This is a genomic window from Myxococcus sp. AM010 (assembly GCF_013372585.1).
In the GTDB taxonomy this organism is placed as follows: domain Bacteria; phylum Myxococcota; class Myxococcia; order Myxococcales; family Myxococcaceae; genus Myxococcus; species Myxococcus vastator.
Genome location: NZ_JABXEO010000004.1, coordinates 119,400 through 137,873, shown reverse-complemented (window position 1 = coordinate 137,873; position 18,474 = coordinate 119,400). Strand labels below are relative to the sequence as shown.

Sequence of the window (18,474 nt, the reverse complement as noted above, 5' to 3'; positions counted from 1 at the left end):
CTCAGCCTGCTACGCGCAGGCCCGGCTTGCCAGGCAGGAAGGTGGCGACGGGCTCCGCCTTCCCCGCCACCGGCAGGGGCGCCGCCGGCTCGAACTGGAAGGCGCCCCCGCAGCGCGCCTGGGTGGCGCCGGACACGAGCATGGCGACGCCCACCTTCTTGGTGAGCCCCTCGATGCGGCTGGCCAGGTTCACCGCGTCGCCAATCACGGTGTACTCGCGCCGCTGCGCGCTGCCCACGTCCCCCACCACCACGCGCCCGGTGTGGATGCCAATGCCGATGCGCAGCGGCTCCTCGCCCCGGCGGGCGCGCTCGGCGTTGAGGGACTCCAGCGCCTCCAGCATGGCCAGCCCGCAGGCCACGGCGGCCTGGGGATGTCCGGGCAAATCCAGCGGCGCGCCAAAGTACGCGAGGATGCCGTCGCCGATGAACTTGTCGAGCGTCCCTCCATGGCGGAACACCACCTCCACCATGCGGGACAGGTACTCGTTGAGCAGCGCCACCACGTGCGGGCTGTCCATGCGCTCGGACATGGAGGTGAAGCCGCGGATGTCGGAGAAGAGCAGCGTCACCTCGCGGTGCTCGCCGCTGCCCGCCTCGGTGCCACGCTCGGCGATTTGACGGGCCACCTCCGGGGAGAAGTAGCGGCCCAGCCGCTCGCGCTGCACCTCCTCCTGCGCCACCTCCTTCACCAGCCCCATCACCTGCCGGCCAATGAAGGACGCCGCGAGCGCCGCCAGCGTCAGCACCAGCACCATGCCGGAGAGGAACGTATCCGGGGGCAACCGGGCCTGGAACAGGAGCCAGCCTTCCAGCCCGATGGCCACCAACGTGGCCATCGCCACGTAGCGGCGCGACAACGTCAGCAGCGCCACGATGACCACCAGGGTGATGAACACGCCCAGCGTCAGCAGCGCCGTGGTCCCCGGCGACGCCGAGCCCTGGATGGACAGCCACTGGAGCAGGCAGACGGCGGGCATGTCGATGAGCGTCACCCCCAGCGCGGGGCGCCGCCCCAGCGAGGCCAGGCGCCGCGCGCCCAGCCACAGCCCGAAGGCCAGCAGCAGGTAGGCCGCCAACGCCCGGGGCGGCACGCGCCAGTCGTCCAGCCAGGCCACCAGCAACCAGCTCGCCGTCGCCGCCACGCGGACCCGGTTGAGCCACTCGCCGACCTGCGCGCGCCAGCCGTTCAGTCGCTTCTGGAGGGTCTCATCGACGGGGAGGCGCGTCGGCATCGGACGGGGACGGTAGCCCAGCCGCCTCGCCGCCTCCACTCCGAGCCCCGCCCTTCACCCGTATGCTGAAGTGACGCCTGGGACGTCCTTTCGTCCCATTCGCAGTCAGGAGCCGTGCGCCATGCGCCTGTTCACCGCCGTCACCCTGGGGGCCGACATCGAAGCGCGCGCCACCCAGGAGCTGCACCGGTTGCGGCCCCTGGCCCCCCAGGCCCGCTGGGTGAAGCTGGAGGGTCTCCACCTCACGCTCGTGTTCCTGGGGGACGTGGAGGACGCACGCCTGCCCGCCCTGCGCGAAGCCCTGGCGCCGGTGGGCGCGCGGCATGCGCCCTTCGCGCTGTCTGTCACGGGCGGCGGCGCTTTTGGCGTGCCCGCCCACCCGCGCGTGCTCTGGGCGGAGGTGTGCGGCGCCACGGACGCGCTGAAGGCCTTGCAGGCGGACACCGCCCAGGTGCTCCAGCCGCTCGGCTTCGAGCCCGAGCATCGCGAGTACACCGCGCACCTCACGCTGGCCCGCGCGAAACACCCGCGTGGAGACGCCGCCCTCCTCGCCTGCGTCCAGGCGCTGCAGGACACGTCACTGGGCGAGGGGCGTGTGGACCGCCTGGTGCTCTTCGAGAGCAATGGCGGCCATTACCTGCCCCGGATGGAGGTGCCCCTCACCCGCGCGCTGGGGAGCGGCGCCCCGTGACGACTGGCATCCAGGCTGCATCCTGTACTCCGGAGACAGTCAGGCACCTGAAAGGACGGGGCAATGCAGTGGAGGGTCATGCTGCTGGTGTGGTTCGGGGTCCACAACGCGGTCGCGGCGCCACAGGAGGACCTGGTGGCCCGGTTGCAGACGGGAGACATCGTCCTGCACACCTCGCGCTCCTCGCAGTCGCAGGCCATCCAGAAGGCCACGCAGAGCCCCCTGTCCCATGTGGGCATGGTGGAGGTGACCGACCGGGGCGCGTGGGTCGTGGAGGCCGTGCAGCCGGTGCAGCGAATCCCCTTCTCGAAGTGGAAGGCCCGAGGCGTGAAGGGCGGCATCCTCGTCCTACGGCCTCGGGAGCTGAGCGCCGCGCAGCGCCAGCAGGCGGTGACGGCGGCCAAGGCGCACCTGGGCAAGCCGTATGACTGGCACTTCGGCTGGGGGGACGACGCGATGTACTGCTCGGAGCTGGTGCGCAAGGCCTACGCCCAGGGTGCGGGCGTGGATTATGGGAAAATGGAGCGGCTGGACTCGCTCCGCGTGAAGGGCCTGGAGCGGAAGCTCCGCGAACGTTACGGGAAGCGGGTTCCCCTGGATTTGGAGCTGGTGACGCCCGCCAGCATCGCAGTGGATGTACGCCTTGAGGTGGTCCACTCCGACTTCCCGTCCGTGAGGTAGGCGCGGGCTCGCGAGGATGCAGCGGCGGGGCACGGACGCGATAGAGTGTCCGCATGCGACGCGTTCTGGTGCTCCTCCCTCTCCTCGCGCTGGCCGGCTGTAAGAAGGACGAAAGCCCCGGCGCGGCCAAAGTCACGGTGGGCTACTCCGGCTTTCTGCCTGGCTGCGTGCAGGTGAACGCACGCGACGAGGGCAGCGGCAAGGAGCTCACCACCACCCTCGCCGGCAAGGGTGACCGCTCGGGTGGCTCACTGACGGTCGCGGTGATTGCCCCCGGCGGCTGGGGCACGGCCATCCAGGTGGAGGCGCGCGCCTTCGAGCAGACCTGTGAGGCCGCGAGCCCCGTGGTGACGCGGTCGACGTCCGTGACGCTGACGCCGGGAGCCCCCGTTCCGGTGGCCCTGTCCCTCCAGGCGACGGATGGGGACGGTGACGGGTACGTCTCCGTGCTCACGGGCGGTACGGACTGCAATGACGCCAGCCCGAACATCCACCCGGGCGCGACGGAGCGCTGCAACGACGTCGACGACAACTGCAACGGTCAGTCGGACACGGTGGAGCTGAGCCTGGGCGGGAGCTGCACGGAGGCAGAGGGATGCGAAGGCGTCCGCGCGTGCGACGGGAACGGAGAGGTCCGCTGCAACATGCCGCTGGCCGCGTATGCCTACCCCGACGTGGACCAGGACGGGCACGGCGACCGGAACGCCGCTCCCGTCGCCTTCTGCGCCGGCATCGCGCCGGGCTATGTCACGGGTCCCGCGGACGACTGCAACGACAACAACGCCAGCATCCGTCCGGGCGCGACGGAGCTCTGCAACGGCGTCGACGATGACTGTGACGACCAGATTGACGAGACGTTCCCCGACCTCGGCACGGCGTGCACCGCGGAGGCCCAGTGCGAAGGCGTCTACGTCTGCGACGCCTCCGGCATCGCCACCACCTGCCAGGCCACGACGACGCCCGGCGACTGGTTCCTGGACGGCGACGGAGACACCTTCGGTGATGGCACGGCCGTGTCGTCCTGCGTCTCGCCCGGCGAGGGCTACGTCAGCACCGGCGGCGACTGCAACGACGGCAACCCGTTCACGTACCCTGGCGCCCCGGAGCTGTGCGACGAGTTGGATAACAACTGTGATGGGAACCCGGAAGGCCCCGGCGTGTGCCCGGGCGACAGTGCCGACTGGTTTGCACGGACCGTGGGCGCGACCGACCAGGAGTGGCGCTCCATCTTCACCGAGGTCCCCGGCGATGTGACTGCCGTGGGCAACCAGGGAGGTACCGCGGTGCTCACTCCGGGTTCCTCCACGTTCCAGACCAACGCGACCAACTGCGGTGACAGCAACAGGGGCTGGAACGCCGTCTGGACGGACATGGCCAACCAGGGCCGAATCTACCTCGGCTCGTCGGGAGGAAGCCTCACCTTCCTGGACAGGTCGCAGAATGCCTGCACCGAGACGCATGACATGACCCGATGGATCCGAGGGCTCGTCGGCTTCCGGAACGCAGGCGTCCTGGAGATTCATGGCGTCACCGAGAACTCGGGCTCATCGAACCAAGGCCTGACATTCACGTGGACCGGAGAGACCGGCGCGAGTGCGCTGAGATTCGGAACCACCACCGTCGGGCCGCTGTACGACATCCACGGCCGTTCGCGGTCAGCGCTGTTCACGGTCGGCGGCTTTGACGGAGGAAATGAAAGACCTCGAATCTATCGTTTCAACACCAACACCAGTCAGTGGCAGTCGGAGAACACGGAGACCGCAATCCCAGAACTGGGCCGCCTCCGCGGCGTCTGGGTGGTGAATGACAAGCTCGCCTTCGCCGTGGGTGACTTCAGGAGCGGTCAGAACTCCGTGCTCCAGTGGAACGGCAGCACCTGGAGCAGGATGTCCTTCCCCACGACGCACAACGAAAGCCTGACCTCCGTCATCGCCTTCGGTGCGAAGTCGGTCTACGTCACCGCGTACAACGGCCGTATCTACCGGTACGACGGCACGGGGTGGGAGATCGTCTACGAGGACACGAGCCTCCGTTTCAACGACATCGCCGGCACCAGTCCCGCGGACCTCTGGGTCTCGGGCAACGCGGGCCAGATTCTCCACTGGCCACAGTAACCCGGCTCACCTCACCCGCCGCGCCACCACGAAGCGGCGGGTGAACGGGAACGGCGTCCCATACGGCTGCGCGGGATAGGACTCACGCAGCAACGGGCGCAGCGTCTCCACGAACGCGCGCGCCTCCTCCTCCACGAGCGCCGCGAGCACGGGCCGCAGCGTCGTCCCCAGCAGCCACTCCAGCACCGCGTCCTCGCCCGGGAGCACGTGCAGGTACGTCGTCTCCCAGGCCTCCACCGTCAGCCCCAGGCCGAACAGCCAGGACGCATACACGGACAGGGACTCCACCGCCCCGCCCCGCACCGGCGCCAGGGCAGCAGCGAAGCGCGGCAAGGCCCGCACCGCGTCGACGCGCTGGTGCGAAGGCGCATCGAAGTTGGCCGGCACCTGGAAGGCCAGCACCCCGCCGGGGGCCAGCTTCGCCACCAGCCGCCCGAGCAACGCCTCAGGGTCCGGCAGCCAGTGCAGCGCCGCGTTGGACACGAGCACGTCCAGCGGCGCGGGAGGCGCCCAGCCCGCGAGGTCCGCCACCTCGAAGTGCACCGCGTCCACGGGCGCACCGCGGCGGGCCGCCTCAATCATCTCCGAGGACGCATCCACGCCAGACACCCGGGCGGACGGCCAGCGCTCAGCCAACAGGCGCGTGAGGTCCCCGGTTCCACAGCCCAGGTCCGCGACCTGCGTGGGCGACGCCGCGTCCACCCGGGCAAGCAAATCGAAGAAGGGACGCTTTCGCTCATCGCGGAAGCGTGAGTACTGCGCCGGGTCCCACATGGCGGCCTCCAGTCACCGGAGAGCCTAACGCCCAGAGTCCCTCAGCGTGGCATCGTGGGACACGCTCCCTCAACGGAAGCGTGTCCCCGGACTCGCGAACTAGTTGGCGCTGCCGGCGTCCGCGGCGCCTTCCATGGCGGCGCCGTCGCCCACGTCCGCCGTTCCGGCGTCCGTGCCACCATCCGCGTCGGCGGTCGCGCGCTCAATCTTCGGCGGCGGGTTCACCAGCGTGAGCGAGGCGAGGAACTCGTCCGCGCCCGGCGCGCCGATGGCCGCGTTGTAGACGGTGATGAGGTTGTAGACGCGCGGCCCCACCAGGAAGCTGCGGCCCTTCACCTCGCCGCTGGGCGACGCCAGCACGTACGCCTTGCCCGGGTAGCCCTCCAGGGTGATGTCCTCGGAGCTCTTCAGCTCGCCGCCTACCTGCCCGGCGATGCCCTGGATGCCACCGTTGATGAGCGCCTCGGCGGGGACGGTGGCCACGAAGGCCTCCGGGTAGTCCACCGCGTTGACGATGTAGCTGACACCTTCCTCATTGGCCGCGTACGTCACGAGCGTGGCCTTGTCCGTCCGCTTCGGCAGGGCGGCCTCGCTGCGCTGCGCCTGCGGCGGAGGGCCCGGGAGCTTCACGGTAAAGCCCTCGGGTGCGTCCAGCATGTTGAACGCGACGGCGGGGGGCGCGTCTCCACCCTCGTTGGCGACCTCCTCGATGGTGGAGGTGGCTTCCTGGGGCCCGGTCTTCTGCTGACCGGCGCACGCGGCGGCAATCAGCGACAGGGTGGCGAGGCTGGCGACAAGGCGGGACAACGGGGACATGGGCACACTTCCTGAGTGTGGTTGAACGCAGCGCGTCGAAGGACGCTAGACGAACTTCCTGGTTGCTGACTACCCGACTTTGGGAGGGGAGCCAGTTTCATTGCGCGCCGGACTCTACCGGAGCGTCGGCGGGAGGACGTAGTGCCCCCCATCACTCGCCGAGATACGCACGCCGGACCTCCGCGCTCTCCAGGAGCGCCTTGCCCGGCCCCGCCATCACGACCTCGCCCGTCTCCAACACATAGCCATAGTGCGCCGCGTTGAGCGCCAGGTGGGCGTTCTGCTCCACCAACAGCACGCTCACGCCCGTGGCGTTCACCTCGCGCAGGGTGCGGAAGATGGCCTCCGTCACCTGCGGCGCCAGCCCCAGCGAAGGCTCATCCAACAGCAGCAGCTGCGGCTTGCTCAAGAGCGCGCGGGCGATGGCCAGCATCTGCTGCTCGCCGCCCGACAGCGTCCCGGCCAGCTGCTTGCGGCGCTCCTTGAGCACCGGGAAGAGCGTGAAGCTCTTCTCCAAATCCGCCTGGATGCCGGAGGTGTCCGTGCGCAGGTACGCGCCCAGCTCCAGGTTCTCCTGGACGGTCATGTTGGGGAACACGCCCCGCCCCTCCGGCGCGTGCGCCATGCCGCGCGGCACCAGCTGGTGCGCCTTCAGGGCCGTGGTGTCGTGCCCGTTGAACTGGATGCGTCCGCCGCTGGGCTTGAGCATGCCGCTCACCGCGCGCAGGGTGCTCGTCTTGCCCGCGCCGTTGGCGCCGATGAGGGCCACCACCTCGCCCTTGCCCACCGTCAGCGACACACCCTTGAGCGCCTGGATGGCGCCGTAGTGCACCTTGATGCCGTCCACCGACAACAGCGGCGGGAAGGCCTGGCGCTCGCCCAGCGTCTTCACCTGCGCGTCGCTCACGCCGCCCCTCCGTGGCTCTCCAGATAGCTGTCGCCCAGGTACGCCTCGATGACCTTCCGGTCGCTGCGCACCTGCGCCGGCGCGCCCCGGGCAATCGTCTCGCCGTGGTCCAGCACGGTGATGGATTCGCAGATGCCCATGACCAGCTTCATGTCGTGCTCGATGACGAGCACCCCCAGCTTGAAGTCGTCCCGCAGCTTGCGGATGAGCACCATCAGGTCCGCCTTCTCCCGGGTGTTCATGCCCGCCGCGGGCTCGTCCAGCAGCAGCACCTTGGGCTGCGTGCCCAGCGCGCGCGCGATTTCCAGCCGGCGCTGCTCGCCGTAAGGCAGGTTGCGCGCCTCCTCGTCGCGGCGGTGCGACAGGCCCATGACCTCCAGCAGGCGCTCCGCCTGCCGCGTCAACTCCCGCTCCTCCTGCTGGAAGCGCGGCGTCAGCAGCAGCGCGCGCCACCAGTCGCGGTAGTTGATGAAGGCGCCCTTCATCTTCGCGCCCAGCCCCACGCCTTCGGGGTGCAGCGCGCCCTGCGCCCGGCACGCCACCTTCACGTTGTCCAGCGCGGTGAGCGCGCGGAACAGGCGGATGTTCTGGAAGGTGCGCGCCAGTCCCAGGTGGTTGATTTGATGCGGCAGCCACCCGTTCACCCGCTGCCCGCCCACGCGGACCTCGCCCTGGGTGGGCTGGTACACGCCCGTCAGCACGTTGAACGCCGTGGACTTGCCGGCGCCGTTGGGGCCAATGAGGCCCTGCAAGTCGCCCTGCCGCACGGAGAGGTTGAAGTCCGTCAGCGCCTTGAGGCCGCCGAACTGGATGCTCACCCCCTCCGCCTGGAGCAACGGCGCTCCGGCCTCCGCCTTCGTCTCCTGCACGGCCGCGCTCACGCCAGCCCCCTGCGCTTGCGCGGAATCCACCGCGGCAGCACGTCCCAGATTTCCTTCGTCCCGAACAGGCCCTGGGGCCGCGCCAGCATCAGCACCACCAGCAGCAGGCCGTACACGGGCATGCGAATCTGGTCCACCTTCTGCGCCAGGCTGCCTTCGGCCCCCAGCACGGTGAACAGCGAGCGCATGCCTTCGGGCAGCAGCGTGAGGAACGTGGCCGCGACGATGGCGCCCGTCGTGGAGCCCAGGCCGCCCAGCACCACCATGACGACGATTTCCATCGACTTCACGAAGGTGAAGGAGCCGGGGTTGATGATGGGCACGAAGTGCGCGAACAGCGCGCCGGCGATGCCCGCGAAGAACGACGAGATGACGAACGCGCGCACCTTGTAACCCGTGGTGTCCACGCCCATGGCCTCGGCGGCGACCTCGTCCTCGCGGATGGCCCACAGGCTGCGGCCGTGGCTGGAGCCGGTGATGCGCCGGGCCACCAGCACCGTGAGGAACACGAAGAAGTACACCATGGCCGGCGACGACGTCTGCGGGATGCCGGACAGGCCCAGCGCCCGGCCGAACGCGTCCGTGTTCTGCACCACCACGCGGATGATTTCGCCGAAGCCCAGCGTGACGATGGCCAGGTAGTCCCCGCGCAGCCGCAGCGAGGGCAGGCCCACCAGGAAGCCGCACAGCGCCGCGGCCAGGCCGCCCACCAGCAGCGACATGACGAAGAACACCTGGTCGCTGACCGCCACCGGCAGGAAGGAGAGCGCGATGTCCTTGAGGTTCAGCGACAGGACGCCGGAGATGTAGGCCCCCACCGCCATGAAGCCCGCATGGCCAATGGAGAACTGCCCCGTCATCCCGTTCACGATGTTGAGGCTGACCGCGAGGATGATGTTCACCCCCACCACCGACAGCAGGTAGGAGGCGAAGGGCGCATCACTCATCAACCACTGGAACAGCGCCAGCACCGGCAGCGCCAGCAGCACGGGCAGCAGGCCGCGCAGCGACGCGGGGACGACGGAGCGGGGCTCGGGGAGGGGAATCGCCGGAGTCTCCATCAGACCTTCTCCGCGGCGACGCGGCCGAAGAGGCCGCCCGGCTTCACCAGCAACACCAGGATGAGGAAGCCGAAGGCCACCGCGTCACGCCAGGTGCTGGCCGCGTAGCCCACCACGAACTCCTCCACCAGGCCCAGCACCAGCCCGCCCACCACGGCGCCCTGCACGTGGCCGATGCCACCAATCACCGCCGCCACGAAGGCCTTGAGGCCCACGTACAGGCCCATCAACGGGCTGACCGACGTGTCCTTGATGGCGTAGAGCAGCCCCGCGCCCGCCGCCAGCGCGCTGCTCAACATGAACGTCAGCGCGATGACGCGGTCGGTGGGGATGCCCATCAGCGCCGCCACGCGGTGGTCCCAGGACACCGCGCGCATGGCCTGGCCGAAGCGCGTGCGGAACACCAGGTACTGCAGGCCCACCATCAGCGCCACGGCGATGCCAAAGCTGATGACCTGCCAGTTCCACACCACCACGTCCCGGTCGCCAATGACGAGCCACTCCACCGGCGCGATGACCTCCGGGAAGGCCCGCGGCGCCGCGCCCGGCAAGAAGCCGATATCCAACTGGAAGCCGTAGGACAGCGCGAAGGAGATGCCGATGGCGGTGATGAGCGCGGTGAGGCGCGGCTTCTCCCGCAGGGGGCGGTACGCGAAGCGCTCGATGAAGAACCCGAGCAGCGCGCAGCCCAGCATGGCCACCGCGAACACGACGGCCACGCCCAGCAGGGAGCTGCGCATGTCGCGCCCGAGCGCGAACGCGGTGGCGTAGCCCATGTAGACGCCGACCATCATGACGTCGCCGTGGGCGAAGTTGATGAGCTTCAGGACGCCGTACACCATCGTGTAGCCAAGCGCGACGAGCGCGTAGATGGTGCCAGCGGCCAGGCCGTTGATGAGGTGTTGGAGGAGCTGCGCCATTAGGGATTGATGGTCGTGACGTACTGCGTCTTGCCGTCCTCGACCTTGAGGACGACGGCGGACTTCACGGCGTTGCGCTGGGCATCCAGTGTCACCGTGCCCGCCACGCCCGGGAAGTCCTTCGTCTGGGCAATGGCGTCACGCACGGCCGGGCCGCTCAGGTCCTTGGCGCGCTCCAGGGCGGCCACCGCCACCCGGGCCGAGTCATACCCCAGCGCGGCCAGGGCGTCCGGCACCGCGCCGTACGCGGCCTTGTAGTCCGCGATGAACTTCTGCACGCGCGGGTCCGGGTTGTCCGGCGAGTAGTGGTTGGAGAAGTAGCTGCCCTCGATGGCGCTGCCACCCAGCTCGAAGAGCTTCTCGGAGTCCCAGCCGTCGCCGCCCATCAGCGGCACCTTCAGGCCCACCTCGCGCGCCTGGCGAGCGACGATGCCCACCTCGCTGTAGTAGCCCGGGACGTAGATGCCCTCCGGCTGCGACTTGCGGATGGCGGTGAGCTGGGCGCGGTAGTCGGTGTCGCCCTGGCTGTAGCTCTCCACGGCCGTCACCTTGCCGCCCAGCTCCGTGAACTTGCGCGTGAAGACATCCGCCAGGCCAATGGAGTACGCGCTCTTGTTGTCCTGGAGCACCGCCACCTGGCTCAGCTTCAGGTTCTCCCGCGCGAACTTCGCCATCACGAAGCCCTGGAACGGGTCGATGAAGCAGACGCGGAAGATGTAGTCACCCTTCTCGGTGACGGTGGGGTTGGTGGAGGACGGCGTAATCATCGGCACGCCCGCCGCCTGCGCCTTCTCCGCCATGGCCAGCGAGTTGGACGACGCCACGTCACCGAGGATGAGCACGACCTTGTCCTGGGTAATCAGGCGCGTGGCGGCCTGGGCGGCCTCCTCGGGCTTGCTCTGGTTGTCGTAGACGCGGATGGACAGCTTCTTGCCCTTCACCCCGCCCGCGGCGTTGGCCTCCTTGAGGGCCAGCTCGATGCCGTTGCGCGTGGAGATGCCGAAGGTGGCCTGGCCACCGGTGAGCGAGCCCACCTGCCCCAGCAGGATGGTGTTCGCGTCCGCCGGAGCGTCCCCGGGCGCCGCCCCCTGCCCCTGCGCGGCCTGAGCACCTCCTTCACCTGAAGGAGCAGGCTGCGTCTTCTTCTCGCAAGCGGCCGCCATGACGGCGAGCGCGGCGAGGAGCATCGGGGCAAGTCGTCGCATGCAGGGCTTCCCTTCGCGGAAACAGACACGGCAAAGCCCTGGTTTTCTAGGGGACACCTCTCCATGGGTCAAGCTCGCAGCCGTCCCGTGCCCCCGTCACACACCCCCTGTGCGGCGCGTCAGTCAGGAGTGCAGCCCGTCCAACGGGCCGTCGTGGAGCACCTCGCCCTGCTCCTCCACCTCCGCCGTCTCTTTCCGAACGGTGGCGTGGACCTGCCGGAGCACCTCGTCGGTGTACCGGGAAACCGCAACCTCCTGCCAGACATGAACCGACTTGGCGACCTCCACCCGCTCCTCGCGAAGGGGGATGACGAAGGTGCCCGCCTCGAAGGGCACCAGCCCCTCCAGCACCGGCCGGGCGGACGCCGCGGCCTCCGGCGCCGGCGCGCCCTCGGCGTCCACGGCCTGCTCGGACACCCGCTCCACCACCAGCTCCTCGCGGCGCACGGGGACGGAGAAGTGCCGCACCTCCGTGCGCACCACCTTGTGGATGCGCACCTGCCCCGCCTCGCGCACCACCACGTGCGGATGGGCCTCCTCGTGGGCCAGGGGCACCACGAGCTCGCCAGGCGTCGCGAACTCGGCGGAGAGCACGGCTTCGGGGTGACCTGACCGCGCCTGCTCCGACGCTTCTTCCGTCGTCGCCACCTCGTCCCGCGTCAGCCCCAGGTGCACGTCCTCTCCGCGCACGTCCACCACGTCGCCGTAGCGCGCGGCGAAGGACCTCAGCCGCAGCAGCCCCCCTTCGATGGCGAAGGTCTCCCCGCCACACCCCACCACGGTGCCCAACCGGGTCCCATCCGCGGTGAAGACCCGCATCCCTTCCCGTACGTCCGTGCGCATCGGAGGACTCCTCTCGTGTGATGTGGTCCGCTGGCTCATGACAGCGTGGGCGACTCGGGCTCGCTCCAGGGATGCTCCCGGCCATTCGGTCCGCGCCGGAGCACCCGCTCCAGGGGCGCGCGGGGGCGCTCCAGGCCGGCCTCCAGCGCCGCGGGCATGCAGGCAGCGGACGGCGGGGCAGGCACCAGGGTCAGAGGCGGCCGGAGCCGGCTGCGCGCGAGCCGGCCCGCCACCAGGGCGCCCAGCATCCCGGAGGCGCAGGCCACGCCCACCACGGGGCCTCGCAGGTCCGGGCGGAGCAACCGGTGGATGCCACGCACCATCAGGTGCGCTCCCACGCCCGCGGCGGCGCCTCCCACCCACGAGTCACTCCATCGCCACGGCACCCAGGTTCCCTGCCTGCTCCTCATGACGGTCTCCCGTTGGGTGCTCACGACACGCGGTCCAGACGCACCTCGCCTGAAGATGGGGTGGACCGCCGCGCCCTGAGAAGCCCCGGGCACCCGCCGCCGGCTCGGTGACACCCGGGCAGGCGAAAGGACAGGCGGGCGTTCGGGCGGGCAGGCACGGTGCCAAGCCAACCGGCACTGCGTCCTCGGCCCCTGTCACCGGGACCGAGCGCTCACACCTTCCATGATGACCGGGGTGGAAACCCCAGGGCCTCGCGCTCGCATGCGGGGCCTCCACCAGCGCCGGGGCTCAGGGTGTGGCCAGCAGGTCCACCCGCCCCGGTCACGAGGAGCCAGCCATGTACCAACGCAGCGACATCAAGGAAGGGATGGTCGTCCGCAGCATCGACGGCGAGAAGCTCGGCAAGGTCTTCGCCGTCGGTGAGAGCGAGTTCCACATCGAGAAGGGCCTCTTCTTCCCGAAGGACTACCTGGTCCGGTACTCGGAGGTCAGCCGCATCGACGGCTCGGAAATCATCCTCAGCCACGGCAAGGAGGCGCTGAGCCGGCTGACGGATGAGGACCGCACGGGCGCCATCGCCGGCACGGGGGGCGGCGCGGGCGTGGGCCCGGGCGCGGTGGGCATGGGCGCCGACCGGACCGCGGCCCGCGCCAGCACGGGCATGGACGCCACCTCGGACACCGTGGGCCGCAAGGGCACCTACGACACGGGCTACGACACACGCCTGGGCACGGATGCCCGCTCCGGCGCGGGCACGGACACCGCGGTGGGCACGCGGGGCATCCATGGCCGCGAGGAGGACGTCACCATCCCCCTGCACAGGGAGGAGGTGGACGTGCTCAAGCGGGACGTGCAGGCCGGTGAGGTCCGCGTCCACAAGGACGTGGTGGAGGAGGACCGGGAGGTGGACGTCCCGGTGCGCCGCGAGCGCGTCCGCGTGGAGCGCCGGGACGTGAGCCCGGGGCGCCCGGCGATGAACGCCTCGTTCCAGGAGGAGACCGTCGTCGTCCCGCTGCGCGCCGAGGAGGTCGAGGTCCAGAAGCGCGCCGTCGTCGACGAGGAGGTCGTCATCCACAAGGACGAGGTCGACGAGCAGCGCCACATCTCCGAGCACGTGCGGCGGGAAGAGGTGGACATCCGAACCGAGGGTGAGGAGCCCGCGCGCACGCTGAACGCGCCCTCCGACGACCCGCTCAAGCGCGGGTACTGAGCGCGCCGCCCGGGCCCCTCCTTCTCCCGAGGGGGCCCGGCTTCCACGCGCACCGTCAGGGCGAGGACTTCACGAGCGGCGGGCGCATGATGGGCGTCTCACCCAGGGCCAGCCCGCCCTGGGGGACGTGCCCGGCGGGCGGGCGCCCCAGCTGCTGGAACTCGCGATGCCGGTCGGGGAAGTGCCGCTCCATGAGCCGCGCCAGCTCCGAGTCGCTCGCCGGACGGCAGGCATCCGCCAGCCGGTCCGCCATCTCCCGCGCGCTGCCAAAGCGGGCCTCGGGGCGCCTGGCCAGCGACGTCTCCAGCACGCTCCACAGCGCCCGGGAGATATGCGAAGGCCGCGGCGGAAGGGGCTCGTCGCAGATGGCGTGCATGGTGGCCAGCTCGTCGGGCTTCTCGAAGGCCCGCGCGCCGGTGAGCGCCTGATAGAGGACGAGCCCCATGGCGAACAAGTCACTGCGCGCGTCCAGCTTCATGCCGCGCGCCTGCTCGGGGGACATGTACAGCGGCTTGCCCTTCACGATGCCCGGCAGCGTCACCGTGCGCTGGGCGCGGGCCTTGGCCACGCCGAAGTCCAGCACCTTCACCCGTCCGTCGAACCCCACCATGAGGTTGTGCGGGGACAAGTCCCGGTGCACCAGCTCGAGCGGCGCGCCGTCCTCGCCCTGCAGCGCGTGCGCCGCGTGCAGCCCCGCCAGCCCCTGGCACACCACGCCCACCGCGTGCGCCGTCTCCAGCGGGCCCTTGGCCGCGCGCAGGAGCCGCTCCAGGTCCACGCCGCGCACCAGCTCCATGGCGATGTAGTACGCGCCCTCGGCCTCGCCGAAGTCGTAGACGTGCACCAGGTTGGGGTGGGCGAGCCGCAGGCCGATGCGGGCCTCGTCCAGGAACTGCTGGACGACGGAAGGGTCCGAGGACAGGTGCGGGAGGATGCGCTTGAGGGCCACCAGCCGGCCCAGGCCCTCCGGGCCCCGGGTCCGGGCCACCAGCACCTGCGCCATGCCCCCGGTGCCCAGCGGCGTCACCACCTCGTAGCGGCCAATGTGCCCGCGCGACGCCGGAGGCGGCTCCGTGGTGAGCGCGTCCAGCCGCGCCAGCGCGCCCTTGCCGTCCGTCAGCGCGAGGAAGCCCAGTACGGCGGTGTCGAGCTGCTCGCCAATGGCCTCCACCAGCTTCATCACCAGGCCGCCGCCGCCATCGAAGGTGCCCTCCACCACCAGCCCCAGGCCCCCCAGCACCAGGCTGCCCAGGGCCAGCCGCGCGCAGAAGAGCGTCCGGCCGTCCTCCAGCTTGCGGACCCCCTGCCAGTGGGCCGCCTCCAGGACGTCCACCCCGGGCTCGCCCAGCACCCGCGTCAGCACCGGGCCCCGCGTCCCCCGCAGGGACACGAAGCCCGCGCGCGCATGCACCAGCCGGGCACACTGCGTGAGAAACACGTCGAGCCCGGAGTCCAGGTCCAGGCCCCGCTCCAGGCAGTCCTCCAGGATGACGTCGGCCATCCGATGCACGGAGACCAGACCGCGGAGAAAAACGACCTCTTCCTCTAATGAGGGAAAATCCACGGGGGCATTCAACACCGGAGCCGCCCCAGGCGGCTACACGCGCTCCCGGTCCTTCAACGGCGCCACGGCCGGGAGGCGCTCGGGCGCGCTGGCACGGAGCGACACGGGCAGGTGGTCATCCATGAGGCCGTGCGCCTCCAGCAGGCGCTCCATGTGCGCCACGCGCTCGCGGAGCAGCCGGACCTCCATGCCGCCGTGCTGGGCCTCCTTCAGCCGGATGAAGGCCTCCACCAGGGGATTGAGGGAGAAGCGGAGGGTGAGCCCGAACAGGGGTACCCCCACCACCATGGCGGTGATGAGGAACTTGATGATGGCTTCGGTGACGTCCATTGATGCGCTCCAGGGGGGACTGACTGCGCGGCAGGCAGTCTACGCTGGAGCGCGGAGGTGATTGCGAGCGCTCAGCTCGCCTGCCCCGTGTAGATGGCGTCCGCGATGCGGTAGGCGCTGCCCTCCAGGCGCTGGAAGGACTCCTTGAGGACCGCCACGTCGGAGGTGTTGAGCACCTCCCTGAGGCGCTCCAGGTCCACCTTGATTTCCTCGCGGTCCTTCTCCGACAGGAGGCTGGCGTACTCCTCCAGGCTCTTCTCCGTCGTGTAGATGAGGCCGTCGGCGTTGTTGCGCAGCTCCGCCAGCTCCTTCTTCTTCTTGTCGTCGGAGGCGTGCGCCTGCGCGTCGGAGATCATCCCCTGGATCTCCGCCTCGGACAGGCCGGAGTTGCTCACCACGCGCACCTGCTGGACCTTGCCGGTGCCCAGGTCCTTGGCGCTGACGTGGACGATGCCGTTGGCGTCGATGTCGAACGACACCTCGATTTGCGGCACGCCGCGCGGCGCCGGGGGGATGCCCACCAGCTCGAAGCGCGCCAGCGTCTTGTTGTCCGCCGCCATCTCACGCTCGCCCTGGAGCACGTGCACGCTCACCAGGGGCTGGTTGTCCACGGCGGTGGAGAACACCTGGCTCTTCTTGCAGGGGATGGTGGTGTTCTTGTCGATGATTTTGGTGAACACGCCGCCCGCCGTCTCGACGCCGAGCGACAGCGGCGTCACGTCCAGCAGGAGGACGTCCTTCACCTCGCCCTTGAGCACGCCGCCCTGGATGGCCGCGCCCACGGCGACGACCTCGTCCGGGTTGATGCCCTTGTGCGGCTCCCGGCCGAAGAACTCCTTCACCTTCGCCTGCACGCGCGGCATGCGCGTCATGCCGCCCACCAGCAGCACCTGGTTGATCTGCTGCGCGGGAATGCCCGCGTCCTTCAGGGCAATCTTGCAGGGCTCGATGGTGCGGTCGATGAGGTCCGTCACCAGCGCCTCGAAGGTGGCGCGGTCCACCGTCTCCGTCAGGTGCTTGGGACCGGAGGCATCGGCGGTGATGAACGGCAGGTTCACCTCCGTCTCCGGCGCGCTGGACAGCTCGTGCTTGGCGCGCTCGGCGGCCTCCTTCAGGCGCTGGAGCGCCATGCGGTCCTTGCGCAGGTCCAGCCCGTTGTTGGCCTCCGCGAAGCGCTTGGCCAGGTAGTCGATGAGGCGCTGGTCGAAGTCCTCGCCGCCCAGGAACGTGTCGCCGTTGGTGCTCTTCACCTCGAACACGCCGGCGTTGAGCTCCAGGATGGAGATATCGAAGGTGCCGCCGCCCAGGTCGTAGACGGCGATGCGCTCGGTGCCACCCTCCTGCACCTTGTCCAGGCCGTAGGCCAGGGCCGCGGCGGTGGGCTCGTTGATGATGCGCAACACGTTGAGCCCGGCGATGCGGCCGGCGTCCTTGGTGGCCTGGCGCTGGCTGTCGTTGAAGTAGGCGGGGACGGTGATGACCGCCTCGGAGACCTGCTCACCGAGGTAGTCCTCCGCCGTCTGCTTCATCTTCATCAGGACGATGGCGGAGACCTCCGGCGGGCTGTAGCCCTTGCCGCGAATCTCCACCCACGCGTCGCCGTTGGGGCTGGCGGCCACCTTGAAGGGCGACACGCCAATGGCCTTCTTGGCCTCGGGCGAGTCGAGCTTGCGGCCGATGAGCCGCTTCGCCGCGAAGACGGTGTTCTCCGGGTTGGTGATGGCCTGCCGCTTGGCGATCTGCCCCACCAGGCGCTCGCCGGAGTCCGTGAAGCCCACCATGGAAGGCGTGGTCCGGCTGCCTTCGCTGTTGGGGATGACCACCGGCTCGCCGCCCTCCATGACGGCGACGCACGAGTTGGTCGTCCCAAGGTCGATTCCAATCACCTTGCCCATGTTGGTTACTGACTCCCCCCGGAAGAGTTCTCGGACTGCGCGGGCGCGGCGGGCGCCTCGGTGTCGGTCGTGGCGGTGGCGGGCTCGGCGGCCAGCGGCTCGGCGGCGGCGACCGGCGCAGCCGGCGCGCGCGCGACGACGACCATGGCCGGACGCACCAGCCGTTCATTCAGGTAGAAGCCGCGCACGACCTCGTGGGCCACGTGGCCAGCGGGGACGTCCGCCGTCTCCACCTGCTGGATGGCCTCATGGAGGCGCGGGTCGAAGGGCTGTCCCTTGGCGCTGAAGCCCTTCACGCCGTGGCGGCCCAGCGTGTCCTCGAAGGACTTGCGCGTCATGGCCACGCCCTTCTCGAAGCTGTCCAGGTCCGGCGATTTGGCCGCGGCGTCGAGCGCGCGGTCCAGGTTGTCCAGCACCGGGAGCAGGTCCTTGAGCAGCTTCTCCGCGCCGAAGCGCTGGACCTCCTCCTTCTCCTTCTGCGCGCGCTTGCGGTAGTTCTCCAGGTCCGCGGCGTGACGCACGGTGCGCTCCTGCGCCTCCTTCGCCCGCTCGTGAGCCTCGCGCAGGCGCTCCATCGTCTCGCGCCCCTTGGCCTGGCTGAACTCGAGCTGGGCCTGGAGGGACTCCACCTCCTGGCGGAGCGCGGCCACGTCCTCGGACGGGGGCGCCTCGGCGGCGGAGGCGGGAGAGGCGGTGTCTTCGGGGGACGGGGACGCTTCGGCCTCCACCGGGGCGGATGGGCTGGAAGCCCCCACCTCGATGACGGTGACTTCGTCCTCTTCGTCCGAGTGACGCTCGACGCTGCGAACCGCCGCGTCGATGACGTCCTGCCCGATATCTGTCTGGATTCTGCTCTTGTCGTTCGAGCCGGCCACGGCGCGTACTATCTCACGCGCCGCGGGACCTTCCAAATGTCGAGAAGGACGAAGGAAACCGG

Annotated in this window: 18 protein-coding genes; 4 read left to right on the top strand and 14 right to left on the bottom strand. The window is 70.0% G+C overall.

Going from position 1 to position 18,474, the window contains the following annotated elements; all coding sequences use genetic code 11:
- Window position 1: 1 nt before the first annotated feature.
- Window positions 2-1,234 carry an adenylate/guanylate cyclase domain-containing protein gene (locus HV826_RS04100; protein WP_176415687.1) on the bottom strand — a complete coding sequence of 411 codons (1,233 nt, stop codon included), beginning with the start codon at window positions 1,232-1,234 and terminating at the stop codon, window positions 2-4.
- A 121-nt stretch (window positions 1,235-1,355) separates the two neighbouring features.
- Here HV826_RS04100 and thpR point away from each other — a divergent pair, with 121 nt between their 5' ends.
- From thpR to HV826_RS04085, 3 genes are all read left to right on the top strand, one after another.
- Window positions 1,356-1,925, top strand: coding sequence for an RNA 2',3'-cyclic phosphodiesterase (thpR, locus tag HV826_RS04095; RefSeq protein WP_176415686.1), 570 nt, complete (start codon window positions 1,356-1,358; stop codon window positions 1,923-1,925).
- A gap of 63 nt (window positions 1,926-1,988) precedes the next feature.
- Window positions 1,989-2,606 carry a YiiX family permuted papain-like enzyme gene (locus tag HV826_RS04090; RefSeq protein WP_176415685.1) on the top strand — a complete coding sequence of 206 codons (618 nt, stop codon included), beginning with the start codon at window positions 1,989-1,991 and terminating at the stop codon, window positions 2,604-2,606.
- A gap of 53 nt (window positions 2,607-2,659) precedes the next feature.
- On the top strand, window positions 2,660-4,720 hold the full coding sequence (locus tag HV826_RS04085) for a putative metal-binding motif-containing protein (protein WP_176415684.1): 2,061 nt from the start codon (window positions 2,660-2,662) through the stop codon (window positions 4,718-4,720).
- Window positions 4,721-4,726: 6 nt separating this feature from the next.
- Here the strand turns inward: HV826_RS04085 and HV826_RS04080 are convergent, their stop codons facing one another.
- The 9 genes from HV826_RS04080 to HV826_RS04040 all read right to left on the bottom strand — a co-directional run bounded on the left by HV826_RS04080 (window position 4,727) and on the right by HV826_RS04040 (window position 12,537).
- Entirely contained in the window at window positions 4,727-5,494 is a 768-nt protein-coding gene (locus HV826_RS04080) for a methyltransferase domain-containing protein (RefSeq protein WP_176415683.1), read from the bottom strand.
- A gap of 99 nt (window positions 5,495-5,593) precedes the next feature.
- The gene (locus HV826_RS04075; RefSeq protein ID WP_217917248.1) at window positions 5,594-6,310 is read right to left on the bottom strand and encodes a hypothetical protein; all 717 of its coding nucleotides are present in this window, start codon (window positions 6,308-6,310) and stop codon (window positions 5,594-5,596) included.
- A 151-nt stretch (window positions 6,311-6,461) separates the two neighbouring features.
- The gene (locus HV826_RS04070) at window positions 6,462-7,217 is read right to left on the bottom strand and encodes an ABC transporter ATP-binding protein (RefSeq protein ID WP_176415681.1); all 756 of its coding nucleotides are present in this window, start codon (window positions 7,215-7,217) and stop codon (window positions 6,462-6,464) included.
- Window positions 7,214-8,098: an ABC transporter ATP-binding protein gene (locus HV826_RS04065; RefSeq protein ID WP_176415680.1), complete on the bottom strand. Its 885-nt coding sequence runs from the start codon at window positions 8,096-8,098 to the stop codon at window positions 7,214-7,216. Before HV826_RS04065 ends, HV826_RS04070 begins: the two co-directional genes overlap by 4 nt.
- The gene (locus HV826_RS04060) at window positions 8,095-9,159 is read right to left on the bottom strand and encodes a branched-chain amino acid ABC transporter permease (RefSeq protein ID WP_176415679.1); all 1,065 of its coding nucleotides are present in this window, start codon (window positions 9,157-9,159) and stop codon (window positions 8,095-8,097) included. The genes HV826_RS04065 and HV826_RS04060 overlap by 4 nt, the downstream gene beginning before the upstream one ends.
- A complete protein-coding gene (locus tag HV826_RS04055; protein WP_176415678.1) occupies window positions 9,159-10,079 on the bottom strand; it encodes a branched-chain amino acid ABC transporter permease in 921 nt (306 codons plus the stop codon). The genes HV826_RS04060 and HV826_RS04055 overlap by 1 nt, the downstream gene beginning before the upstream one ends.
- Window positions 10,079-11,284 carry an ABC transporter substrate-binding protein gene (locus tag HV826_RS04050; RefSeq protein WP_176415677.1) on the bottom strand — a complete coding sequence of 402 codons (1,206 nt, stop codon included), beginning with the start codon at window positions 11,282-11,284 and terminating at the stop codon, window positions 10,079-10,081. Before HV826_RS04050 ends, HV826_RS04055 begins: the two co-directional genes overlap by 1 nt.
- A gap of 123 nt (window positions 11,285-11,407) precedes the next feature.
- Complete coding sequence (locus HV826_RS04045) at window positions 11,408-12,127, bottom strand: YsnF/AvaK domain-containing protein (RefSeq protein WP_176415676.1); 720 nt, start codon at window positions 12,125-12,127, stop codon at window positions 11,408-11,410.
- A gap of 35 nt (window positions 12,128-12,162) precedes the next feature.
- The gene (locus HV826_RS04040; protein ID WP_217917249.1) at window positions 12,163-12,537 is read right to left on the bottom strand and encodes a hypothetical protein; all 375 of its coding nucleotides are present in this window, start codon (window positions 12,535-12,537) and stop codon (window positions 12,163-12,165) included.
- A gap of 338 nt (window positions 12,538-12,875) precedes the next feature.
- On the opposite strand from HV826_RS04040, the gene HV826_RS04035 reads away from it, so the two are divergent.
- On the top strand, window positions 12,876-13,748 hold the full coding sequence (locus HV826_RS04035; RefSeq protein WP_176415675.1) for a YsnF/AvaK domain-containing protein: 873 nt from the start codon (window positions 12,876-12,878) through the stop codon (window positions 13,746-13,748).
- Between the two features lie 55 nt (window positions 13,749-13,803).
- Here the strand turns inward: HV826_RS04035 and HV826_RS04030 are convergent, their stop codons facing one another.
- From HV826_RS04030 to grpE, 4 genes are all read right to left on the bottom strand, one after another.
- Window positions 13,804-15,249, bottom strand: coding sequence for a serine/threonine-protein kinase (locus HV826_RS04030; protein WP_217917250.1), 1,446 nt, complete (start codon window positions 15,247-15,249; stop codon window positions 13,804-13,806).
- A gap of 96 nt (window positions 15,250-15,345) precedes the next feature.
- Window positions 15,346-15,642 carry a hypothetical protein gene (locus HV826_RS04025; protein WP_176415673.1) on the bottom strand — a complete coding sequence of 99 codons (297 nt, stop codon included), beginning with the start codon at window positions 15,640-15,642 and terminating at the stop codon, window positions 15,346-15,348.
- 71 nt (window positions 15,643-15,713) lie between these two features.
- Window positions 15,714-17,537, bottom strand: a complete 1,824-nt coding sequence (dnaK, locus tag HV826_RS04020) for a molecular chaperone DnaK (RefSeq protein ID WP_176415672.1) — start codon at window positions 17,535-17,537, stop codon at window positions 15,714-15,716.
- A 5-nt stretch (window positions 17,538-17,542) separates the two neighbouring features.
- Complete coding sequence (gene grpE, locus HV826_RS04015; protein ID WP_176415671.1) at window positions 17,543-18,412, bottom strand: nucleotide exchange factor GrpE; 870 nt, start codon at window positions 18,410-18,412, stop codon at window positions 17,543-17,545.
- Window positions 18,413-18,474: the final 62 nt, after the last annotated feature.

Coding starts and splice junctions, on each gene's coding strand:
- HV826_RS04025 (WP_176415673.1), bottom strand. CDS start 15,642: ATGGACGTCACCGAAGCCATCATCAAGTTCCTCATCACCGCCATGGTG.
- thpR (WP_176415686.1), top strand. CDS start 1,356: ATGCGCCTGTTCACCGCCGTCACCCTGGGGGCCGACATCGAAGCGCGC.
- HV826_RS04100 (WP_176415687.1), bottom strand. CDS start 1,234: ATGCCGACGCGCCTCCCCGTCGATGAGACCCTCCAGAAGCGACTGAAC.
- HV826_RS04055 (WP_176415678.1), bottom strand. CDS start 10,079: ATGGCGCAGCTCCTCCAACACCTCATCAACGGCCTGGCCGCTGGCACC.
- HV826_RS04085 (WP_176415684.1), top strand. CDS start 2,660: ATGCGACGCGTTCTGGTGCTCCTCCCTCTCCTCGCGCTGGCCGGCTGT.
- HV826_RS04045 (WP_176415676.1), bottom strand. CDS start 12,127: ATGCGCACGGACGTACGGGAAGGGATGCGGGTCTTCACCGCGGATGGG.
- HV826_RS04050 (WP_176415677.1), bottom strand. CDS start 11,284: ATGCGACGACTTGCCCCGATGCTCCTCGCCGCGCTCGCCGTCATGGCG.
- HV826_RS04035 (WP_176415675.1), top strand. CDS start 12,876: ATGTACCAACGCAGCGACATCAAGGAAGGGATGGTCGTCCGCAGCATC.
- HV826_RS04075 (WP_217917248.1), bottom strand. CDS start 6,310: ATGTCCCCGTTGTCCCGCCTTGTCGCCAGCCTCGCCACCCTGTCGCTG.
- HV826_RS04080 (WP_176415683.1), bottom strand. CDS start 5,494: ATGTGGGACCCGGCGCAGTACTCACGCTTCCGCGATGAGCGAAAGCGT.
- HV826_RS04090 (WP_176415685.1), top strand. CDS start 1,989: ATGCAGTGGAGGGTCATGCTGCTGGTGTGGTTCGGGGTCCACAACGCG.
- HV826_RS04040 (WP_217917249.1), bottom strand. CDS start 12,537: ATGAGGAGCAGGCAGGGAACCTGGGTGCCGTGGCGATGGAGTGACTCG.
- HV826_RS04030 (WP_217917250.1), bottom strand. CDS start 15,249: ATGGCCGACGTCATCCTGGAGGACTGCCTGGAGCGGGGCCTGGACCTG.
- HV826_RS04060 (WP_176415679.1), bottom strand. CDS start 9,159: ATGGAGACTCCGGCGATTCCCCTCCCCGAGCCCCGCTCCGTCGTCCCC.
- dnaK (WP_176415672.1), bottom strand. CDS start 17,537: ATGGGCAAGGTGATTGGAATCGACCTTGGGACGACCAACTCGTGCGTC.